Genomic DNA, 19,984 nt, shown 5'->3' on the forward strand with positions numbered 1-19,984 from the left:
TCCGGATCGGCGTCAACACGGGCGAGGCCCTCGTCGTGCTCGACGCCCGCCCCGAGCAGGGCGAGGGATTCGTCACCGGCGACGTCGTCAACACCGCGTCGCGGATCCAGTCGGCCGCACCGGTGGAAGGGATCGCCGTCGGAGAGGGAACGCACCGTGCGACCGAGCCCGTGTTCGAGTGGCGCGAGTTGCCCGCGGTCGAGCTGAAGGGGAAGGCCGAGCCGGTGCCGCTCTGGCAGCCGCTGGCCGCCCGGGCCCGCTTCGGCTCCGACGTGATCCGCAGCCTCTCGACGCCGCTGATCGGTCGTGAGCTCGACTTCCTCCAGCTGCGCACCGCGTTCGAGAGGGCCGTGCATGAGCGGTCGACCCAGCTGGTCACGGTCGTCGGCGAGCCCGGGGTCGGGAAGAGCCGGCTCGTCGCCGAGCTCGGGGCCCACGTCGACGCGCTCCCGGAGCTCGTGCGCTGGCGTCAGGGCCGGTGCCTGCCCTACGGGGACGGCATCGCGTTCTGGGCGCTCGGCGAGATCGTCAAGGCACACGCCGGGATCTACGGCTCGGACTCGCCGCAGGAGGCGGCGCGGAAGCTCGAGGACGTGATCCCCGACGTCGCCGAGGAGGCGTGGCTCATGGCGCGCCTGCTCCCGCTCGTGGGCGTCGACCCGGGCGCGACCGCCGGCCGCGACGAGTCGTTCACGGCGTGGCGTCGCTTCCTGGAGTCGATCGCCGAGCACGAGCCGGCGGTGATCGTGGTCGAGGACGTGCACTGGGCCGACGAGGCGCTGTTCGACTTCGTGGAGCACGTCGCGGACTGGGCGCACGGGGTGCCGCTGCTCGTCGTCTGCACCGCCCGCCCCGAGCTGCTCGAGCGGCGTCCGACGTGGGGCGCAGGGCTTCGCAATGCCCTCACGATCGGCCTCTCGCCGCTCTCGGAGGCGGAGACGGCAGAGCTCGTCGCCGTGCTGCTCGACCGGGCGGTGCTTCCCGCCGAGACGCAGCAGGCGATCCTCGTGCGGGCCGGAGGCAACCCGCTCTATGCGGAGGAGTTCGTCCGCATGCTCCGCGACCGTGACCTGCTCGACCAGCGGGGCGCGTTCCGCGCGGGCAGCGACGTGCCGTTCCCCGACTCGCTCCAGGCGCTGATCGCCGCCCGGCTGGACACCCTGCCGCCCGAGTCGAAGGCGCTCCTGCAGGATGCGGCCGTCGTCGGGAAGGTCTTCTGGGCGGGGGCGGTCGCCGTGATCGGCGGTCGCGACACAGCCGAGGTCGAACGCGTGCTGCACGAGCTCGCGCGGAAGGAGCTCGTGCGACCGTCGCGACAGTCCTCGATGGAGGGCGAGCAGGAGGTCGGCTTCTGGCACGTCCTCGTCCGGGACGTCGCGTACGGGCAGATCCCCCGCGCGCAACGGGCGGCGAAGCACGTGGCGGCGGCGGAGTGGATCGAGCTCCGCGCGGGCGACCGCGTCGAGGACCTGGCCGACGTGCTCGCCCACCACACGACGGAGGCGATCTCCCTCGCCCAGGCGACCGGAAACGCAGAGCTGGCCGGCAACGTCGCTCCGCGCGCGCGGCGGTATGCGCTGCTCGCCGGTGAGCGGGCGCTCGGGCTCGACGCGGCGCGCGCGCTCGAGCTCCTCGAGCACGCGGTGCAGCTGACCGCGGTCGACGACGACGAGTACCCGGCCGTCCTGCTGCGCTTCGCCTACGCGGCCTTCCAGGTCGGAAGGGCGAGCGACGCCGTCGAGGCGTCCGCGCAGGCGGCTGCGATCTTCCGCGCCCGACGCGATGTCGTGCGGACGGGGGAGGCCTTGACGCTCCAAAACAACGCATCGCCCGGGTTTGGCGATACGTCGCTGTCGGAAGCGATCGCCCTGCTCGAGAGCGAGCCTCCGGGGCCGGGGCTCGTCGCCGCCTACACGCAGTGCGCCGGGGTGCACCTGGTTCGCGGTGAGTTCGAGGACTGCCTGGCGTTGTCCGCACGGGCGCTCGCGCTGGCCGCCGAGCTCCGGCTCGAGACACCCGCGCGGGCGCTCGGCTTCCACGGCGCCGCCCTCGCCAACACGGGCGACCGCCGGGCGCTCGACGAGATGAGGAGGGCGCGACACCTGCTCGTCGAGCGCGGGCTCGGCCGAGATGCAGCCGTCGTCCACCACAACGAGGCCGTCAACGTCTGGATCTTCGAGGGCCCGGCCGCGGCGCTCGCCACCTTCGAGGACGCCGAGCGGTTCGCAGCGCAGCGCGGGCTCGTCGAGATCGGGTCGTCGTCCGGGGCGTCGGCGCTGGAGCGCCTCGTCGACGTCGGTCGGCTCCACGACGCCCTCGAGCGATACGCAGCCCTCTCGCACCTCGAAGAGGCGATGAGCGAGCCGGCCGTCATCGAGCTCCACGCCGCTGCGGCGCGCGCCCACGACGAGCGCGGCGATTCCGCAGCCGCGTCCTCGGCCGCCGCCCGTGCCCTCGCACAAGCGCGCTGGCTCGACCACTGGCTCGGTCTGGTCATCGCCTGTGCGCCGGCTGTCTCATCCGCCATCGGCGGCGGCGACCCGCGTGCCGCGCGTGACCTCCTCGCCGAGGTGGCCGAGCGCCCGGCCGGGCCGGTCAACGAGGAGCTCGCGGGCCGCCTCCCGGCGCTCGTGCGGTGCGCAGTGGCCGTCGATGACCTGTCGGTGGCGGCGCGGCTGGTCGACGGCGTCGGCGAAGCGGGGATGCCGCTGCACGAGCACGCGTCCGTCGCCGCGGAAGCCCTGCTCGCGGAGGCGCGCGGCGAGCTGCGCGAGGCGGCGGAGCTCTTCGCGGAGGCCGCGACCCGCTGGGAGGGCTTCGGCGCCACGCTCGAGCAGGCGTACGCGCTGCAGGGGCGGGGCCGCTGTCTCGTCGCGCTCGGTGACCGCGGCGCCGAGCCCGTCGTGCGCGACGCCAGGGCGCTGTTCGCGGAGATGGGCGCCCGCCCGCGCGTCGAGGAGTGCGACGCGCTCCTCGCCCGAGCGCTGAGGGCCGGCGCCTAGGCGACCGAGACCGCCGGACGGCGTCACTACACTCCGTCCCGATGAGCGACACGCTCCGGATCATCCCGCTCGGCGGCCTCGGCGAGGTCGGCAAGAACATGACCGTGTACGAGCTCGGCGAGACGGTGATCGTCGTCGACACGGGGCTCGCCTTCCCGCGCGACGAGCACCTCGGTGTCGACCTCGTGCTCCCGGACTTCGCGTACCTCTACGACCGGCCAGTCCGCGCGGTGATCCTCACGCACGGGCACGAGGACCACGTCGGCGCGCTGCCGTACGTGCTCCGGGACGTGAGCGTCGACGAGGTGATCGCGACCCGCCTCACGCTCGGGCTCGTGAAGTCGAAGCTCGACGAGCACGGCGTCACCGCTGCGACACGGCTCGTCGAGGCCGACCCCGACGCGCCGCCGCTCGAGCTCGGGCCGTTCCGGGTCGAGCTCGTGCGCATGGCCCACTCGATCCCCGACGCGGTCGCGATCGTGCTCGAGACACCGGCCGGCAGGGTCGTGCACACCGGCGACTGGAAGCTCGACCACACGCCCGTCGACGGCCTCAAGACCGACGTCGGCAAGCTCGCCGAGATCGGGAACCGCGGCGTCGACCTCCTCCTCGGCGACTCGACGAACGCGGAGCGCCCGGGCATGACGGGGTCGGAGCGGCTCGTCGGCGACGCATTCGAGCAGATCATCCCGCTCCGCCGCGGCCGGGTGCTCGTCGCCTCCTTCGCGTCGAACATCCACCGCATGCAGCAGGCGGCCACGGTCGCGGCGCACACCGGCCGCAAGGTCGCCGTCGTCGGCCGCTCGATGCGCCGGAACCTCGGGATCGCCCGCAACCTCGGGTACCTCGACGTCCCCGAGCACGTGGTCGTCAAGCCCCAGGACGCGATGGAGCTGCCGCCGCAGCAGGCGCTGATCATCTGCACCGGGAGCCAGGGCGAGCCGATGTCGGCGCTCACCCGGATCGCCTACGACGACCATCCGAGCGTCAGCGTCGCCCCGGGCGACACCGTGATCATCTCGGCGAAGCCGGTCCCGGGGAACGAGCTCCGCGTCCACGACGCGATCAACAACCTCTCGAAGCGCGGAGCGGAGGTGCTCCACGAGGAGATCGCGCCCGTGCACGTCTCAGGGCACGCATGCCAGGAGGAGCTGCGGACGCTGCTCTCCCTGCTCCGCCCGCGCTCCGTGATGCCGATCCACGGCGAGTTCCGGATGCTCGCCGCCCACGCACGGCTCGCCCGCGACGCGGGGGTGCCGGAGGAGCGGATCGTGCTCGCCGAGAACGGCTCCGTCGTGGAGCTGTCGCTGGCGCACGGGCCGAGGCTCGTCGGCCGGATCGAGTCCGGCGTCACCTTCGTCGACGGGCTCGGCGTCGGGGACGTCGAGGACGTGGCGCTCCGCGACCGTCGCCACCTCGCCGAAGACGGCGTCCTCATCGTCGTGACGACGATCGCGCTCTCCGACGGTGGCGAGATCGCGCCGCCGGAGCTGATCGCGCGGGGCTTCGTCGACGATCCCGAGCTCCTCGAGGAGCTGCGGCAGGAGGCCGGGCGGGTCGCCGTCGGGCTCGCCGCCGACGGCGTGACCGAGATCAAGCTCCTGCAGGAGCACGTCCACGACGCGATCGGGCAGGTGGTCTACGACCGCACCCGCCGGCGACCGATGATCCTGCCCGTCGTGATCGAGGTCTGACGTGCGCGACGGCTGGGCCAACGTCATCGAGCTCCACGCCCGTGACCCGGTGACCGCGACCCGGCTGACGGCCCAGCTGCGGGCGTGCGAGGCCGCCGCGCTCGCCTTCTGCCGGTTGCTCGAGCGCTGGGGCAAAGGGGACGCCGTGCCCGCCACGGCCGGGGCACGCGAAGCCGCGCTGCGCCATGCCGCCGATCGCGCGGAGACGGCGATCGCCGGGCTCGAGAGGCCGCTCGACCGCTACCTGATCCAGCTCGAGGCCGACGAGGCCGAGGGACGCTCGTGGTACGGAGGGCCCGGGGCCGGAGAGCTCGTCGAGTGGCGGCCGGTGCTCGACCGGGCCGGCGTTCATGCGTGCCCCGACCGCGTCGCGTCCGTGTACCTCGAGCTCGCGATCCTCGTCCGCGCGCTGCAGGGGCTCGAGGACGCCTCACGGGTCGAGGCCGAGCTCGACGCATCGACGCTCTGGGCGGGGCTCTTCGACCTCCGGGACACGCTGTTCGGCTCCACGGTCGACGACCTCCGGGCGCTCGCCGCCTGACGCCTCGGCGTCGCCGTCGGGCGGTGCCGACGCATGGCCGCCGGCCGTGGGAGTCCGGGACTGCGATCATCGAGCGGTGACGTCTCCCCGCATCACCGTCGTCGGGTCCGTCAACCTCGATCTCGTCGTTCGCGTCGACCGACTCCCGCGTCCCGGCGAGACCGTGGGCGGCGGGGCGTTCGCCCGCCACCCGGGTGGCAAGGGCGCCAACCAGGCGGTCGCGTGCGCACGCCTCGGGGCCGACGTGACGCTCGTGGCGGCGGTCGGCCGCGACCCGTTCGCAGACGAGGCGCTCCGCGGGCTCCGTGACGCCCGGGTGACGCTGCGGCTGACGTCGGTCGACGACCCCACCGGCGTGGCGCTGATCCAGGTCGACGGCGCCGGGGAGACGACGATCGCGGTCGTGCCCGGCGCCAACGCTGCGCTCACGACGGTGGAGCTCCCCGCCCACGACGCCGTGCTCTGCCAGCTCGAGGTCCCCGACCAGGCCGTGACCTCCGCGTGGGAGGGATGTACCGGGCTCTTCTGCCTCAACGCCGCCCCCGCGCGTCCCGTCGCCGTCGACCCCGACCTCACCGTCGTCAACCGGCACGAGCTCGACGCCCTCACGCGGCGTGACGGCCTCGTCGCCGTCACGCTCGGCGCCGAGGGTGCGGTCCTGCTCGACGACGGAGAGGAGGTCGCCCGCGCAGCGCCGCCCGCGATCGACGCGGTCGACGGCACGGCGGCGGGCGACGCCTTCACGGCCTGCCTCGTGGTCTCGCTGCTCGAAGGCCGGTCACACGAGGACGCGCTCCGCCGGGCGTGTGCCGCGGGGGCGCTGGCCGCGTCGCGGCCCGGCGCGCAGCCCTCGCTGCCCACCGCGGCCGAGGTCGACGCGATCGTCGCGGGCTAGGCGCCGTGCAGGCCCGAGATCGCCGCGTCGACGATACTGGCCGGGTGGCCACGGGCCGAAGGCCGATCATCCTCGACTGCGATCCGGGGCACGACGACGCGATCGCGCTGCTGCTCGCGCTCGCGAGCCCGGAGCTCGACCTGCTCGGGGTGACGACGACGTTCGGCAACCAGACGCTCGAGAAGACGACGGAGAACGCCCTCCGCGTGCTCGAGCTCGTCGGGCGCACCGACGTCCCGGTGGCAGCCGGTGCCGACCGTCCACTGTCCCGCGAGCTCGTCGTCGCCGCGCACGTCCACGGAGAGAGCGGCCTCGACGGGCCCGTCCTGCCCGCAGCGGGCAGCGAGCCCGTCGCGGACGACGCGGTCACGTTCATGGCGCGCACCGCGGCGACATCGTCCGAGCCCGTGACGCTCGTGCCGACCGGCCCGCTCACGAACGTCGCCCGCCTCCTCGAACGGACCGGGGGGGAGGGCGTCGAGCGCATCGTGCTCATGGGGGGAGCGATCGCCGAGGGCAACATGACCCCCGCGGCCGAGTTCAACGTGTGGGCCGACCCGGAGGCGGCGCAGGCCGTGCTCCACAGCGGGCTCGACGTGACGATGATCGGGCTCGACGTCACGCACCGTGCCGTGACGACGCCGGCCCTCCAGGAACGGATCCGCTCGACCGGCTCGGTCGGGGCCTTCGTCGCCGACCTCGTGGACTTCTTCACCGTCTACCACCGACGCACATACGGCTGGGGGGGCGCGCCGATCCACGACGCGGTGGCCGTCGCGCACGTGGTCGACGGGGCGCTCGTGGAGACGGTGCACCGCAACGTCGAGGTCGAGGTCGACTCGGAGCTGTGCCGCGGCCGCACCGTCGTCGACCTCTGGTCGCGTACCGACCGCCGGCCGAACGCCTACGTCGGCGTCGGCCTCGAGGCCGACCGCTTCTTCGACCTGCTCGTCGAGCGCATCGCCTCGCTCGAGCGGTAGCGCCGGCGCGGCACCGGACGCCGGGAACCGGCCCCGGCACGTCGCCTCACCAGGCCTGGGCGAGGCGGATTCCGGCCCAGACGGCGACGAGGCCGAGCGCGAGCGTCCCGAGCGCGTTGGCGAGCGCAGTGCCCACGTGCCCCGCGTCGAGCAGGCGGTAGGTGTCGAGCGAGAAGGTCGAGAAGGTCGTGTAGGCGCCGAGGAACCCGACGAGCACCCCGGTCCGCAGCCACGTCACGTCCTCGAAGCGCGGCTCCATCCAGGTGACGAGGAAGCCGACGAGGAACGCCCCGCTCACGTTCACGACGAAGATGCCCCACGGGAACAGCCCGCTGTGCCCCTCGAGCCACTCGTCGACACCCCAGCGCAGGAGCGCGCCGAGCGCGCCGGCGACGGCGACCGCGACCACGACGAGAGGCACGGCGGCCAGCATACGGCGGCCGTCGGCGCGCCTCGCAGGAGTGCACGTACGGCCGACGAACGAGCAAGTCCATGGCAAGGAAGCGCAAGCCGCGCCGGGGGCTCCGGCCGCGTCCGTCGCCGCGTGGTCGTGCGGCGACGCGCAGCAGCACCACCACCCGGTCGCACCACCACGCGGAGCTCTGGGGGCTCGCGATGGCCGCGCTCGGCCTGCTCCTCGCGACGGTGCTGTGGCTCGGCTGGGACGGGGGCCGCGTCGGGGAGTACATCGCCGGCTGGCTGCACGAGTTCCTCGGCGGCGCCGTCCACGTGCTCCCCGTGGTGCTCGTGGCGGTCGGCGGCCTGATGCTCGTGCGCAGCGCGCTCGTCGACGTCCGTCCCTTCCGGACGGGGCTCGCAGTGGGCGCAGTGGGCCTGATGATCGCGCTCGGGAAGGACCAGGGCGGGATCGTCGGCACCGGCCTCGGCGGCGGGCTCGCCTACCTCGTCGGGGAGACCGGTGCGCTGATCATCGGCGCCGCCCTCTTCCTCGCCGGGTCGCTCCTGATCACGGGGGCGTCCGCCGGCGCGCTCCTCCGCCGCTCCGGGAGCGTGATGCGGCGCGCGGGGGCCTCGGCCCGTCGCTCCCTGGAGCTCCTCGACCGGTCGGCCGAGGAGCTTCCCTCGGCGTCGGCCCGCCCGGCACCCGCCATCCGGCCAGCCGCACCGCCGGTCGACGGGGTGCAGGCCTTCCCGGACGTCGTCGCCCCGCCGAGTGTCGAGCCGGCTCCGCTCGTCGTCCACGACGGTGCGGAGGAGTCGACGCTCGACGACGTCTCCGTCCTCACGTTCGAGACGACGCGGAACGACGAGTACCGGCTCCCCGACCGGTCGCTGCTCAAGACCTCGCCGCCGGGGCGCGCAGAAGCCGAGGAGGTGAGCGAGCGCACCGCCGAGGCGCTCGTCCAGACGCTCGCCCACTTCGGGATCGAGGCGGTGATCGTCGGGACGATCGCCGGGCCGCGCGTCGTCCGCTACGAGCTGCAGCTGGCGCCGGGGACGAAGGTCTCGAAGGTCGCGGCGCTGAAGGACGACCTCTCGTACGCGCTCGCGACGACCGAGATCCGCATCCTCGCGCCGATACCGGGCAAGCAGGCCGTCGGCGTCGAGGTTCCGAACCTCGCGCCGAAGCTCGTGACGCTCGGCGACATCTTCGACGACCTCCCCGGGGGTGCGAGCCCGGTCGCCGTCTGGCTCGGGAAGGACATCTCCGGGAACGCGGTCTGGACCGACCTCGCCCGGATGCCGCACCTGCTGATCGCCGGGACGACCGGCGCGGGGAAGTCGGGCTGCATCAACACGATCCTCACCTCGGTCCTCCTGCGGGCGACACCGGACGAGGTGCGCCTGATCCTCGTCGATCCGAAGCGCATCGAGCTCAACCACTACGAGTCGATCCCGCACCTGCTGACGCCGGTCGTGTCGAGCCCCAAGGAGGCGTCCGCGGTGCTGCAGAACGTCGTCGCCGAGATGGAGCGCCGCTACGAGAGGCTCTCGCTCGTGCGCGCGCGCAACCTCCCGGAGGCGAACCGTGCGCTCCGGGCGCGTGGGGAGGACCCGTTGCCGTACCTGCTCGTCGTGATCGACGAGCTCGCCGACCTGATGATGGTCTCCCCGCAGGCGGTGGAGGACGCGGTGATCCGGCTCGCCCAGAAGTCGCGCGCAGTCGGGATCCACCTCGTGCTCGCAACGCAGCGGCCGTCGGTCGACGTGATCACGGGCATGATCAAGGCCAACGTCCCCTCCCGGATCGCGTTCGCCGTCTCGAGCCAGACCGACTCGCGCGTGATCCTCGACACCGCCGGCGCCGAGAGCCTGCTCGGCCAGGGGGACATGCTCTTCAAGCCCCTCGGGACGTCGCGCCTGCAGCGTGTGCAGGGCGCATACGTGACCGAGGAGGAGATCGCGCTCGTCGTCGACCAGTGCCGGTCACAGCGCGGGCAGGAGCTGGACGAGAGCCTGCTCGAGGCGCCCGACGCGCCGGTCGAGGAGACGGGCGACGACGACCTCGACTTCGACCCCGACGAGGACCCGCTGCTCGACCGTGCGATCGAGGTCGTCGTGCAGACGCAGACGGCGTCCGTGTCGCTCCTCCAGCGGCGGCTCCGCGTCGGCTACACGCGGGCCGGCCGCCTGATCGACATGCTCGAGCGGCGCGGCATCATCTCCGGCTACGAGGGCTCGAAGCCGCGCCGCGTCCTGCTCGAGGAGCACCAGCTCGCCTCCGTGATCGGCCACGACTGACCTCCCCCGGGGCCTCCGTCGGAGCAGGGGCGCGCGCACGCCGTCAGGCCGATCAGTAGTCTCCCGCAGACGACTCGGTACGCAGCGGGTTGACGCTCGCCAACTCGGAGCCGAGAATCGCGTCGAATCTATTAGGTAGGGCGAACCATGTCGCAAGGAGGGCACGTGAGAATACGGAGAGTGACGATCGGCGCCGCTGCGGCGCTCACGGTCGTCGCGGCGCTCGTCGCCGCATCAGTTGGATCGGCGAAGTCGGCCGCGACGTTCAGGGTGGCCGTCGTCACCGACATCGGAAGCATCCAGGACAAGGGGTTCAACGAGCTGGCGAACAAGGGTCGGCTCGTCGTCGAGAAGAAGTGGGACAACTCGTCGATCCCCGTCGACACGCGGCTCTTCGTCACGAAGACCGCGGCCGATCGCCTGCCGAACCTGCAGGCGGCGGCACAGCAGGGGTACAACCTCATCTTCGGCGTCGGCTTCCTCATGTTCGAGCCGTTGAACGTCGTCGCGCCCGCGTTCCCGACGCGCAACTTCGCCGGGATCGACGTGACGAAGTTTCTGCTGGAGTCCGACCCGAAGAACTACACCGGGATCCAGTTCGCCGAGCACGAGGCCGGATACCTCGTCGGCTTCCTCGCCGGGCTGCAGGTGAAGCGCCAGGGCGGCAAGCAGATCATCAGCGCCGTCGGTGCCAACAACGTGCCGCCGATCCTGAAGTTCGCGAGCGGCTACGTCCAGGGCGCCAAGCGCGCCAACCCGCAGGTCAAGGTGCTGTGGAACCTCGCCAACGACCCGACCTTCTCCGATCAGGCGAAGTGCAAGGAGCAGGCGCTGCGGCAGATCGCCAAGGGCTCGCAGGTCGTGTTCCAGATCGCCGGCCAGTGCGGCCTCGGTGCGCTGTCGGCGGCGAAGGAGAAGAAGGTCTGGGGCATCGGCGTGGACGCCGATCAGTCCTTCCTCGGGGCGCACATGCTCACCAGCGCCCTGAAGAAGGTCGACCGGGCCGTGATCTCGCTGACCGGCCTCGCCCGCGCGGGCAAGCTGGCTCAGCAGACGGACGTCCTGTTCACGGTGAAGAACGGTGGCGTGGGCCTCGGCAAGATCAGCCCGCGGGTGAACAAGACCGACATCGCGAAGGCGAAGGGCGCCCAGCGCTCGATCGCTTTCGGCAAGATCAAGGTCAAGGACCTGATCAAGCTCAAGCCGGTCAACTGAGACGTTGCACGATCGCGAAGGGGCGGGCTCCGTGCCCGCCCCTTCGCCTGCACGGTTCCACCGCCCTCGGCCACCACGAGTAGAATCGCGCGGCATGTCCGACGCCCCGGTCGTCCTCGAGCTGCGCGGGATCACGAAGGTCTTCCCCGGCGTCATCGCGAACGACGGCGTCGACTTCGATCTCCGCGACGGCGAGGTGCACGCGCTCCTCGGCGAGAACGGGGCGGGCAAGTCGACGCTGATGAACGTCCTCTACGGCCTCTACAGCCCGGATGCGGGCGAGATCGCCGTCGACGGCGAGCCCGTGCGGATGTCGTCGCCGCGCGAGGCGATCGACAGGGGCATCGGCATGGTGCATCAGCACTTCATGCTCATCCCCGTGATGACCGTCGCCGAGAACATCGTGCTCGCCGTCGAGCCGAAGCAGGCCGGGGTCTTCCTCGACACACGTGAGGCGGAACGACGTGTGCGCGAGATCTCGGAGCGGTACGGGCTCGCGGTCGACCCACGGGCCAAGGTGGAGGACATCACCGTCGGCCAGCAGCAGCGCGTCGAGATCCTCAAGGCGCTCTACCGCGGTGCCGAGATCCTCGTCCTCGACGAGCCGACGGCCGTGCTGACGCCCCTCGAGGCGCGGGAACTGTTCGAGATCATCCGGAGCCTCACGGCGCAGGGCAAGGCGATCGTCTTCATCACCCACAAGCTGAACGAGGTGCTGGAGATCGCCGACCGGATCACCGTGCTCCGGCGCGGGAAGGTCGTGGAGACACTGCCGGCGGCCGGCGCGACGGAGGACGGCCTGGCGCGACTGATGGTCGGGCGGGACGTGCTCCTGGAGGTCGAGAAGTCCGAGTCGCAGCCGCGGGAGCCCCTGCTCCAGGTGGAAGGCCTCCGCGTCCTCGACGATCGCGGCCTCGAGAAGGTGCGCAGCGTCAGCTTCGAGGTGCGTGCAGGCGAGATCGTCGGGATCGCAGGCGTCGACGGCAACGGGCAGACCGAGATGATCGACGCCCTCACCGGGCTCCGCCGCCCGGAAGAGGGGCGCGTCGTCGTCGCCGGCAGGGACGTCACCACCGTCTCCGCGCACCACCACTACGACGCCGGTCTCGGCCACATTCCGGAGGATCGCCAGCGACGAGGGCTCGTGCTCGACTTCACGATCGCCGAGAACATCGCGATCCACGACTTCCGGTCGGCGCCGGCGTCGCGGTTCGGATGGCTGTTCCCACGGCGGCTCATCGACAGGGCTGCACGGTTGATCCGGGAGTTCGACGTCCGCGGCGGCAGCCCGCAGACCCGCGCGAGCGCCCTCTCGGGCGGCAACCAGCAGAAGGTGATCCTCGCGCGCGAGATCGCCCGCGACCCGAGCGTGCTCCTCGCGGCGCAGCCCACGCGCGGCCTCGACGTCGGTGCGATCGAGTTCGTCCACCGCCGCCTGATCGAGGAGCGTGACGAGGGGCGTGCCGTCCTCCTCGTGTCGCTCGAGCTCGACGAGATCCTCTCGCTCGCGGATCGGATCCTCGTCATGTTCGAGGGCGAGATCGTCGGCGAGTTCGCGCCCACCGTGAGCGAGGAGGAGCTCGGCGTGGCGATGACGGGCGGCCGTACGAGGAACGCTGCATGACCGAGCCCTCGGGGTCACCGCCGCCGCTCCTCGACGAGCAGCGGCGTGAGGAGTCGCTCGCGGAGCGCTACGGCGTGCTCCAGCGCGCCGGCGGGATCGTGGCGCCGCTGCTCACGGTCGTGCTCGCGTTCTTCCTCAGCGGGCTCGTGGTGTTCGCGACCACGGGCTCGGTCGGCAAGACGCTCGAGACGTACGCGGCGATCTTCGACGGGTCCGGGCTGAACTGGCTGTTCCCGTGGGTCACCGGGGACGAGCGGATGCTCGCCGCGAACAACTTCCAGCAGACGCTCCTCGTGTGGATCCCCCTCGTGCTCACGGGCCTCGCCGTCGCGTTCGCGTTCCGCTGCGGGTTGTTCAACATCGGCGGCAACGGGCAGTACCTGGCCGGGTCGATCGTCTCGGTGCTGGTCGCCGGCGAGCTCACGAAGGCGTGGGACATGCCGGGGATCGTCCTGATCCTCCTCACGGTCGTCGTCGCGACGCTGACGGGCGCGATGCTCGCGGGGATCGCCGGGTTCCTCAAGGGCACGGTCGGCGCCCACGAGGTGATCACGACGATCATGCTCAACTGGATCGTGATCTGGGTGGGCTCGTACCTCTTCGGTGTCGACGGCCCGTTCCAGACCGACGTCGACCCGGCCCTGCCGGTGTCGAGCGACATCGCGGAGAAGGCCCGACTCCACGTCTTCTGGGGCCACCCGCTGCTGCAGGGCCTCCACGTCGGCCTGTTCGTCGCCCTCGGCGCGCTCGTCGTCTACTGGCTGACGCTGAACAGGACGACCCTCGGCTTCCAGGTGCGGGCCGTCGGGCACAACCCGGAGGCCGCCCGCTACGGCGGGATCAGCGTCGCCCGCAACTACTTCCTGGCGATGGCGATCTCGGGCGCGTTCGCCGGGCTTGCCGGGGCGATGGACGTGCTCGGCTGGAAGTTCCGGCTCGACATCACCGACCTCCAGGGGGCGACGATCGGCTTCATCGGGATCGCCGTCGCGCTGCTGGGACGGAACACGGCAGTGGGCGTCGCGCTCGCCGCGCTCCTCTTCGCGGGCCTCACGACGGGGACCTCGACGCGGAACCTCGACCCGGAGGTGTTCGAGCCCGAGCTGGCGACGAGCCTCACGCTCGTGATCCAGGGCCTGATCATCCTCTTCGTCGGCGCAGACGTGATCGTCCTGCTCGCGCTGAGGCGCTTCCGTCGTCGGAAGGGCAAATCGGCGGAGGCGGCGACGTGAGCCGCCAGCTGCTCGGCTGGCGCACGCTCGCGTGGGCCGGCGTGGCGTTCGGCGTCGTGGCGGCGTTCGTCGCGATCCCGCCGATCAGCCTGCGCAGCCCCGTCGTGCCGATCGTGATCGGCCTCGTCTCGGTCACGATCGGGCTCGGCTCCTGGTTCCGCGGCGAGCGGCGCGTCGGCGGATACGCGATCGTGATCGGCTCGGTCGGGCTCGTGATCGGCTACCTGGCGACCCGGTCGAGCATCGAGAAGCTCGAGGCGGTGGTCGTCTGGGGTGCGCTGCTCGCATCGATGCTGCGGTTCGCGACGCCGCTGATGTTCGCAGCGCTCGGCGGTCTCTTCTCCGAGCGTTCGGGTGTCGTCAACATCGGCCTCGAGGGGATGATGCTGATGGGGGCGTTCTTCGCCGTCTGGGGGGCGGACGTCACCGGCCACTGGACGGGCGGGCTCGTGATCGGCGTCGCCGTGGGAGGCCTGACCGCGTTCGTCCACGCGTTCTTCTCGGTGAGCCTGCGCGCCGACCAGATCGTCAGCGGCACCGCGATCAACTTCCTCGCGCTCGGGATCACGAGCTACCTCTTCATCAAGCTCTACGGTGAGACCGGGACGCCGGGCGAGCTCTCCTCGATCCCGGACATCTCCCTCGGGTTCCTGCGCGACGTCCCCGTCCTCGGCACGTTCCTCTTCGACTGGGTCGGCGATCTCGATCTGATGATCTGGCTGGCGCTGCTCGCGGTCGTGCTCACGTGGGTCGTCGTCTTCCGGACTCCGATCGGGCTCCGCATCCGCTCGGTCGGCGAGCATCCCCGTGCCGCCGACACGGTCGGCATCAACGTGTACGCGATCCGCTACGGCGCGGTCACGCTGTCGGGCATGCTCGCCGCCGCCGGTGGTGCCTACCTGGCGCTGGGCTTCGTCAACGCGTTCACCGAGAACATGATCGCCGGCCGCGGGTTCATCGCGCTCGCGGCGATGATCTTCGGCAACTGGCGGCCGGTCCCGACGGCGATCGCGTGCCTGCTGTTCGGCTTCTCGAGCGCGCTCGCCCGCAGCCTCGGTGAGTACTCGGCATCCGCCTCGGTGCTGTTCGAGGCGCTTCCGTACGTGCTCACGATCATCGCCGTCGCCGGGGTGATCGGCCGCTCGACACCACCGGCCGCCGACGGTCGCCCGTACGAGAAGCAGTGACGTCCGCCGGTAACCCCCGTGCGACGTGGTCCGTGGTCGCGGGCCTTGCGTCGACGTTGACGCTGCCGGTCGCGGTCTTCGCGACCCGCTACTCGGAGTCGTACGACCTCCTCCACGCGGGATTCGCGATCCCGGTGGGTATCGCGCTCGGCGTGATCGCCCTGCGCCTCGCCCGCGCCGCGCGTCATCGCTCGGAGGCGACCCTCGGCCGGGCCGGCGGCCTCGGCGCTGCACGCGTCGGGCACGGGCTCGGGCTGGCGGGCCTCTGGCTCGCCGGTGCCGCGCTCGTCGCCGTCGCCGTCTACGGGCTGCTCGAGTACATCGGCAGCACCGACTGACGGAGCCCCGGACGGGTACCCCTCCGGTCGCGGGGAGGGTGACGAACCCGACAACAGGCGAGGGCGTCTACACTTCGCCGCCGGATGTTCGAGATCGGCTCGAGTCTGCGAGAGGCGCGGACGCGCCAGGGCCTCGATTTCGAGGACATGGAGTCGCGGACGAAGGTGCGTGCCAAGTACCTGCGCCTCCTCGAGGAGGAACGCTTCGAGCAGCTCCCGGGGCACACGTACACGAAGGGGTTCCTGCGCGTCTACGCGGATGCGCTGGGTCTCGACGGCCGGATGTACGTCGACGAGTACAACTCGCGTCACGTCGCTGGGGAGGAGGACTACACGACGCAGACGCGACGGGTCGCGCCGCCGAGGCACCGCCGCCGGAGCAATCGGGAGTCGCGGGTCGTCGTCCTGGCGCTCCTGGGCATCCTCGTCGCCACCGCGCTCGTGATCGCGGCATGGCGCTTCGGAGGGGCGGACGCGCCCCAGGTGCAGGGGGTCAACGCGACGGGCACGCCCCAGCCCAGCGCGACGAGAGCGCAGCGGATCACGCTCCAGGTGCGTGCGGCCAAGGGCCCGAGCTTCGTCGAGGTCAGGGTCGGGTCGCCGAGCGGCGCGCCGCTCTACAGCGGCACCCTCGACCGCGGCCAGACCCAGACGTTCACCAGGAAGGCGCTCTACCTCGCCGTCAAGAAGCCGAAGAACGTCGTCGTGAAGGTGAACGGCAACCGCTATCCGCTCTCGGCGAGCGGGGAGCTCATGATCGCCGCTGCGACCTCGGTCGGGTGAGTCGCCCGCGCGCGGCGATCGTCGTCACGGGCAGCGAGCTCGTGCGCGGCGACCGAAACGATCTCAACGGTCCCTTCTTCGCGCGAGAGGCGCTCGGCCTCGGGGTGGAGCCGGCCCGGATCACCGTCGTCGGCGACGGGCCCGACGAGCTGGAGTCGGTCCTGCGCGAGGCGATCGGCGAAAACGAGCTCTGCCTCGTGTCGGGCGGGCTCGGGCCGACGCACGACGACCGCACGGTCGAGATCGTGGCGAAGGTCGCCGGCCTCGACCTCCGGCTGGATCCCGCGCTCGAGCAGAGGATCGAGAAGGTCTCCCGCCTGATCGCCGATCGGCTGCGGCGCCCCTACGCCGACTTCGTCCCCGGGGTTCGCAAGCAGGCGACGCTCCCCACCGGCGCCGTGCCGCTGGGGCCGGCGGGCACGGCGCCGGGCCTCGTCGTCGAGGCGGGGTCGTGCGTCGTCGTCGTGATGCCGGGGCCCCCGGCCGAGTTGCGCCGCCTGTGGCCGCTCGCGCTCGACACGGAGCCGATGCGTCGTGTCCTCGCAGACGTGCGGCCGCCCGACCGCCATGTGCTGCGCTTCTACGGCGTCAGCGAGTCGGCCGTCGCACGGGCGCTGGAGGAGGCGGGAGGAGACGGCGACGGTGTCGAGGCGACGATCTGCGCGAGAGACTTCGAGATCCACGTCGACCTCGTCGCGGACGCGGGTGCGCAGCGCCGTGTCGAGGAGCTGGCCGCACGGCTGCGCGACCCGCTGCGGGAGTACCTCTTCGCCGAGGACGAGCGCAGCGTGCAGGAGATCGTCCTCGAGGCATGCCGACAGCGGGGGTTCCGGCTCGCCACGGCCGAGTCCTGCACGGGTGGCCTCGTCGCGGCGCGCCTCACAGAGGTACCCGGGTCGAGCGACGTCTTCGTCGGCGGTGTGGTCGCCTACGCGGACGAGGTGAAGCGCGACGAGCTCGGCGTCCCCACGGAGCTGCTCGCCGAGCACGGTGCGGTGTCGGGAGAGGTCGCCGCCGCCATGGCGCGGGGAGCGCGCGCCCGCCTCGGGGCGGACGTGGCCGTAGCCGTCACCGGCATTGCAGGGCCCGGTGGAGGGACGGCCGACAAGCCCGTCGGGCTCGTGCACTTCCACGCCGTCTCTCCCGACGACGAGGTCGGTCTCCAGTTCGAGCTCCCGGGGGAGCGCGCGTGGATCCGGTCGCGATCGGCCGTCACCGCCCTGCACCTCGTCCGGCGACTCCTGGCACGAAGCGAGCACGATCAGGCATGAGTTCGGCGGGTACCGTCGGACGCGATGAGACCGTCCGGCTCTTTCTCGCCCTCCGTCTCCCCGACGACGTGCTCGACGAGCTCGACCGCTGGGGCGCCGCCCACCTGCGGGACGGACGCCGGGTCGTGCGCGAGCACCTCCATGTCACGCTCGCGTTCCTCGGCCGGCAGCCCGAGGAAGGCGTCGCGCGTGCCCTCGAGGCGCTCCGTGGCGCGTCGGCGCGCACAGCCCCGTTCCCGCTCGCTCCCGTGCGGTGGCGGGAGACACGGAGCGTCGGGATGGTGGTGCTCTCCGACGAGAGTGGCGACGCCCGGAGGCTCGCCGCCGACCTCCACGACCGACTCGAGGCGTCTGGCGTGTACCGGCGCGAGAAGCGTCCGTGGCTGCCCCACGTCACGGTGCTGCGGTTCAGGGAGCGGCCGCGCCTCGACCCGCCGCTGCCGGAGACGGGAACATTCGTTCCGTCCGACGCGACTGCTTACCTTTCACACCTGCACCCGGCCGGCGCCAGGTACGAGGTGCTCGAATCGATGGCGTTAGGAGGATCGATCGATGAACCGCGATGAAGCGCTCGACGTCGCACTCGGCCAGATCGAGCGGCAGTTCGGCAAGGGCTCCGTGATGCGCATGAGCGACGCCGCGCAGGTCTCGGTCGGGGCCGTCTCGACGGGCTCGCTCTCGCTCGACCTCGCGCTCGGGATCGGCGGGTTGCCGCGCGGCCGGGTCGTGGAGATCTTCGGCCCCGAGTCGTCGGGGAAGACCACGCTCGTCTACCACGTCATCGCCGAGGCCCAGCGTCGGGGTGGCGTTTGTGCGTTCATCGACGCCGAGCACTCGATGGACCCCACCTACGCACGCCGGATCGGCGTCGACATCGACCAGCTCCTGGTCTCGCAGCCCGACACCGGCGAGCAGGCCCTCGAGATCGCCGAGCTGTTGATCCGCTCGGGCGCTCTCGACGTGGTCGCGGTCGACTCGGTAGCCGCGCTGACGCCGAAGGCGGAGATCGAGGGGGAGATGGGCGACAGCCATGTCGGCCTCCAGGCACGGCTCATGAGCCAGGCGCTGCGCAAGCTGGCCGGGACGCTCAACCGCACCGACACGATCGCCGTCTTCACGAACCAGCTGCGCGAGAAGATCGGAGTCATGTTCGGCTCGCCGGAGACGACGCCGGGCGGTCGCGCACTGAAGTTCTACTCGTCCGTGCGGCTCGACATCCGGCGCATCGAGACCCTGAAGGAGGGCGCGGAGGCGATCGGCAACCGCGTGCGGGTGAAGGTCGTGAAGAACAAGGTCGCGCCGCCGTTCAAGCAGGCGGAGTTCGACATCATCTACGGCTCCGGCATCTCTTGGGAGGGGACGGTGCTCGACGTCGGGCTCGACCGGAGCGTGGTCGCGAAGTCCGGCTCGTACTTCAGCTACGGGGATGAGCGGCTCGGCCAGGGCCGTCAGAACGCGACCGCGTTCCTCGCAGAGCACCCTGACCTCGTCCAGGGCATCCTCGGGGCGATCCAGACGGATGCCGGGCCCGACCAGGTCGTGTCCGCACGCCTCCTCCCGGTGGCGGACGGCGCGACCGCGACGCCCGTGCCCGAAGAGGAGGTCACCGCCGACGTCTGACGAGGTGATGGAGCGGGCGCTCCGAGCGCTCCGGCACCGAGATCACACGTCGGCCTCGCTCGAGGCCGTTCTCGCCCGCGCCGGTGCGTCGCCGGCCGAACGGTCGGACGTGGTCGACCGCATACGGTCGCTCGGCTACGTCGACGACACGCGCTTCGCGGTCCGCCGGGCGGAAGCCCTGGCGGAGCGCGGCGCCGGTGACCGGAAGATCGAGCTCGACCTCGAGCGGCACGGGGTGGCGGAGGACATCGCGTCGGCGGCCGTCGCCGGGCTCGAGCCCGAGCGGCAGCGTGCCGACCGCATCGTGTCGCAGCGAGGTGCCCGCGCGTCGACCGTCCGTCTGCTCGCCTCGCGTGGGTTCTCGGAGGACGTGATCGAGGCGATCGTTGCGGACGCCTCCGCATGGGAGCTAGGATGAGAGCGCTTCATCCGACAATTCCCTGCACAGAACGTCTTTCCGAAACCGTTGTCCTCATGAAGTCCGCGAACACCACCAACCGCTCGGACGAACGGGTTGTCCGGGCGACCACCGAGGAGGCCCTGCCCGCCTAGGAGTCGCGGCGCAGCCCGGCCCCGGAGACCGCCCGTGCAGGCGGAGCGCCGGATGTGAGCACCGCGGCCGCCGGCCGCGGACAACTCAGTCTCCCGGAGGGAGCAAGGATGCTCACGGTCATCGCGGCAGTCGCAGGGCTCGTCATCGGGGCAGGAGCCAGCGTGGCCTGGCTGCGTGCCGCGAGCGGCTCGCGTCTTCGTGCCGCCGAGGAACGTCGCGACGCGCTGCTCGCGGACGCCGACCGCGAGGCCGAGGCGGTGCGCCGCGAGGCCAAGGTCGAGGCGCGGGAGGAGGCAGTCCGGCTCCGTGCCGATATCGAGCGCGAGCTGCACGAGCGGCGTGTCGA

18 protein-coding genes are annotated in these 19,984 nt (G+C 71.9%); 17 read left to right on the forward strand and 1 reads right to left on the reverse strand.

The window, feature by feature from the left end:
• The 5 genes from AC162C_RS02645 to AC162C_RS02665 form a co-directional block, all read left to right on the forward strand.
• The coding region (locus tag AC162C_RS02645) for an ATP-binding protein (protein WP_484096194.1) at positions 1–3,002 on the forward strand (3,002 nt) is incomplete at its 5' end.
• A 41-nt stretch (positions 3,003–3,043) separates the two neighbouring features.
• On the forward strand, positions 3,044–4,696 hold the full coding sequence (locus tag AC162C_RS02650; protein WP_484096195.1) for a ribonuclease J: 1,653 nt from the start codon (positions 3,044–3,046) through the stop codon (positions 4,694–4,696).
• Between the two features lies 1 nt (position 4,697).
• The gene (locus tag AC162C_RS02655; protein ID WP_462974782.1) at positions 4,698–5,237 is read left to right on the forward strand and encodes a hypothetical protein; all 540 of its coding nucleotides are present in this window, start codon (positions 4,698–4,700) and stop codon (positions 5,235–5,237) included.
• 76 nt (positions 5,238–5,313) lie between these two features.
• Positions 5,314–6,132 carry a ribokinase gene (locus AC162C_RS02660; RefSeq protein ID WP_484096196.1) on the forward strand — a complete coding sequence of 273 codons (819 nt, stop codon included), beginning with the start codon at positions 5,314–5,316 and terminating at the stop codon, positions 6,130–6,132.
• A gap of 44 nt (positions 6,133–6,176) precedes the next feature.
• Entirely contained in the window at positions 6,177–7,112 is a 936-nt protein-coding gene (locus tag AC162C_RS02665) for a nucleoside hydrolase (protein ID WP_484096197.1), read from the forward strand.
• A 46-nt stretch (positions 7,113–7,158) separates the two neighbouring features.
• Here AC162C_RS02665 and crcB read toward each other — a convergent pair whose 3' ends face one another.
• Positions 7,159–7,533 carry a fluoride efflux transporter CrcB gene (gene crcB, locus AC162C_RS02670; RefSeq protein WP_484096198.1) on the reverse strand — a complete coding sequence of 125 codons (375 nt, stop codon included), beginning with the start codon at positions 7,531–7,533 and terminating at the stop codon, positions 7,159–7,161.
• Positions 7,534–7,604: 71 nt separating this feature from the next.
• Between crcB and AC162C_RS02675 the strand changes: the two genes are divergently transcribed.
• The 12 genes from AC162C_RS02675 to AC162C_RS02730 form a co-directional block, all read left to right on the forward strand.
• A complete protein-coding gene (locus AC162C_RS02675) occupies positions 7,605–9,815 on the forward strand; it encodes a DNA translocase FtsK (protein WP_484096199.1) in 2,211 nt (736 codons plus the stop codon).
• A 180-nt stretch (positions 9,816–9,995) separates the two neighbouring features.
• A complete protein-coding gene (locus tag AC162C_RS02680) occupies positions 9,996–11,030 on the forward strand; it encodes a BMP family lipoprotein (RefSeq protein ID WP_484096200.1) in 1,035 nt (344 codons plus the stop codon).
• 94 nt (positions 11,031–11,124) lie between these two features.
• On the forward strand, positions 11,125–12,654 hold the full coding sequence (locus AC162C_RS02685; RefSeq protein WP_484096201.1) for an ABC transporter ATP-binding protein: 1,530 nt from the start codon (positions 11,125–11,127) through the stop codon (positions 12,652–12,654).
• On the forward strand, positions 12,651–13,886 hold the full coding sequence (locus AC162C_RS02690; protein WP_484096202.1) for an ABC transporter permease: 1,236 nt from the start codon (positions 12,651–12,653) through the stop codon (positions 13,884–13,886). The genes AC162C_RS02685 and AC162C_RS02690 overlap by 4 nt, the downstream gene beginning before the upstream one ends.
• Positions 13,883–15,073 carry an ABC transporter permease gene (locus tag AC162C_RS02695; RefSeq protein ID WP_484096203.1) on the forward strand — a complete coding sequence of 397 codons (1,191 nt, stop codon included), beginning with the start codon at positions 13,883–13,885 and terminating at the stop codon, positions 15,071–15,073. The genes AC162C_RS02690 and AC162C_RS02695 overlap by 4 nt, the downstream gene beginning before the upstream one ends.
• Positions 15,070–15,411: a hypothetical protein gene (locus tag AC162C_RS02700; protein ID WP_484096204.1), complete on the forward strand. Its 342-nt coding sequence runs from the start codon at positions 15,070–15,072 to the stop codon at positions 15,409–15,411. The genes AC162C_RS02695 and AC162C_RS02700 overlap by 4 nt, the downstream gene beginning before the upstream one ends.
• An 84-nt stretch (positions 15,412–15,495) precedes the next feature.
• Positions 15,496–16,194 carry a helix-turn-helix domain-containing protein gene (locus AC162C_RS02705; protein ID WP_484096205.1) on the forward strand — a complete coding sequence of 233 codons (699 nt, stop codon included), beginning with the start codon at positions 15,496–15,498 and terminating at the stop codon, positions 16,192–16,194.
• Positions 16,191–17,465, forward strand: coding sequence for a competence/damage-inducible protein A (locus AC162C_RS02710; protein ID WP_484096206.1), 1,275 nt, complete (start codon positions 16,191–16,193; stop codon positions 17,463–17,465). Before AC162C_RS02705 ends, AC162C_RS02710 begins: the two co-directional genes overlap by 4 nt.
• Positions 17,462–18,031 carry an RNA 2',3'-cyclic phosphodiesterase gene (gene thpR / locus AC162C_RS02715; RefSeq protein ID WP_484096207.1) on the forward strand — a complete coding sequence of 190 codons (570 nt, stop codon included), beginning with the start codon at positions 17,462–17,464 and terminating at the stop codon, positions 18,029–18,031. Before AC162C_RS02710 ends, thpR begins: the two co-directional genes overlap by 4 nt.
• Positions 18,018–19,085, forward strand: coding sequence for a recombinase RecA (recA, locus tag AC162C_RS02720; RefSeq protein WP_484096208.1), 1,068 nt, complete (start codon positions 18,018–18,020; stop codon positions 19,083–19,085). Before thpR ends, recA begins: the two co-directional genes overlap by 14 nt.
• A 109-nt stretch (positions 19,086–19,194) precedes the next feature.
• Positions 19,195–19,503 (forward strand): RecX family transcriptional regulator, encoded by a 309-nt coding sequence (locus AC162C_RS02725; protein WP_462973593.1) that lies wholly within the window; start codon positions 19,195–19,197, stop codon positions 19,501–19,503.
• A 242-nt stretch (positions 19,504–19,745) separates the two neighbouring features.
• Positions 19,746–19,984 (forward strand): Rnase Y domain-containing protein (locus AC162C_RS02730; protein ID WP_484096209.1); only part of this gene is annotated, 239 nt, incomplete at its 3' end.

This window comes from Gaiella sp., assembly GCF_057140465.1.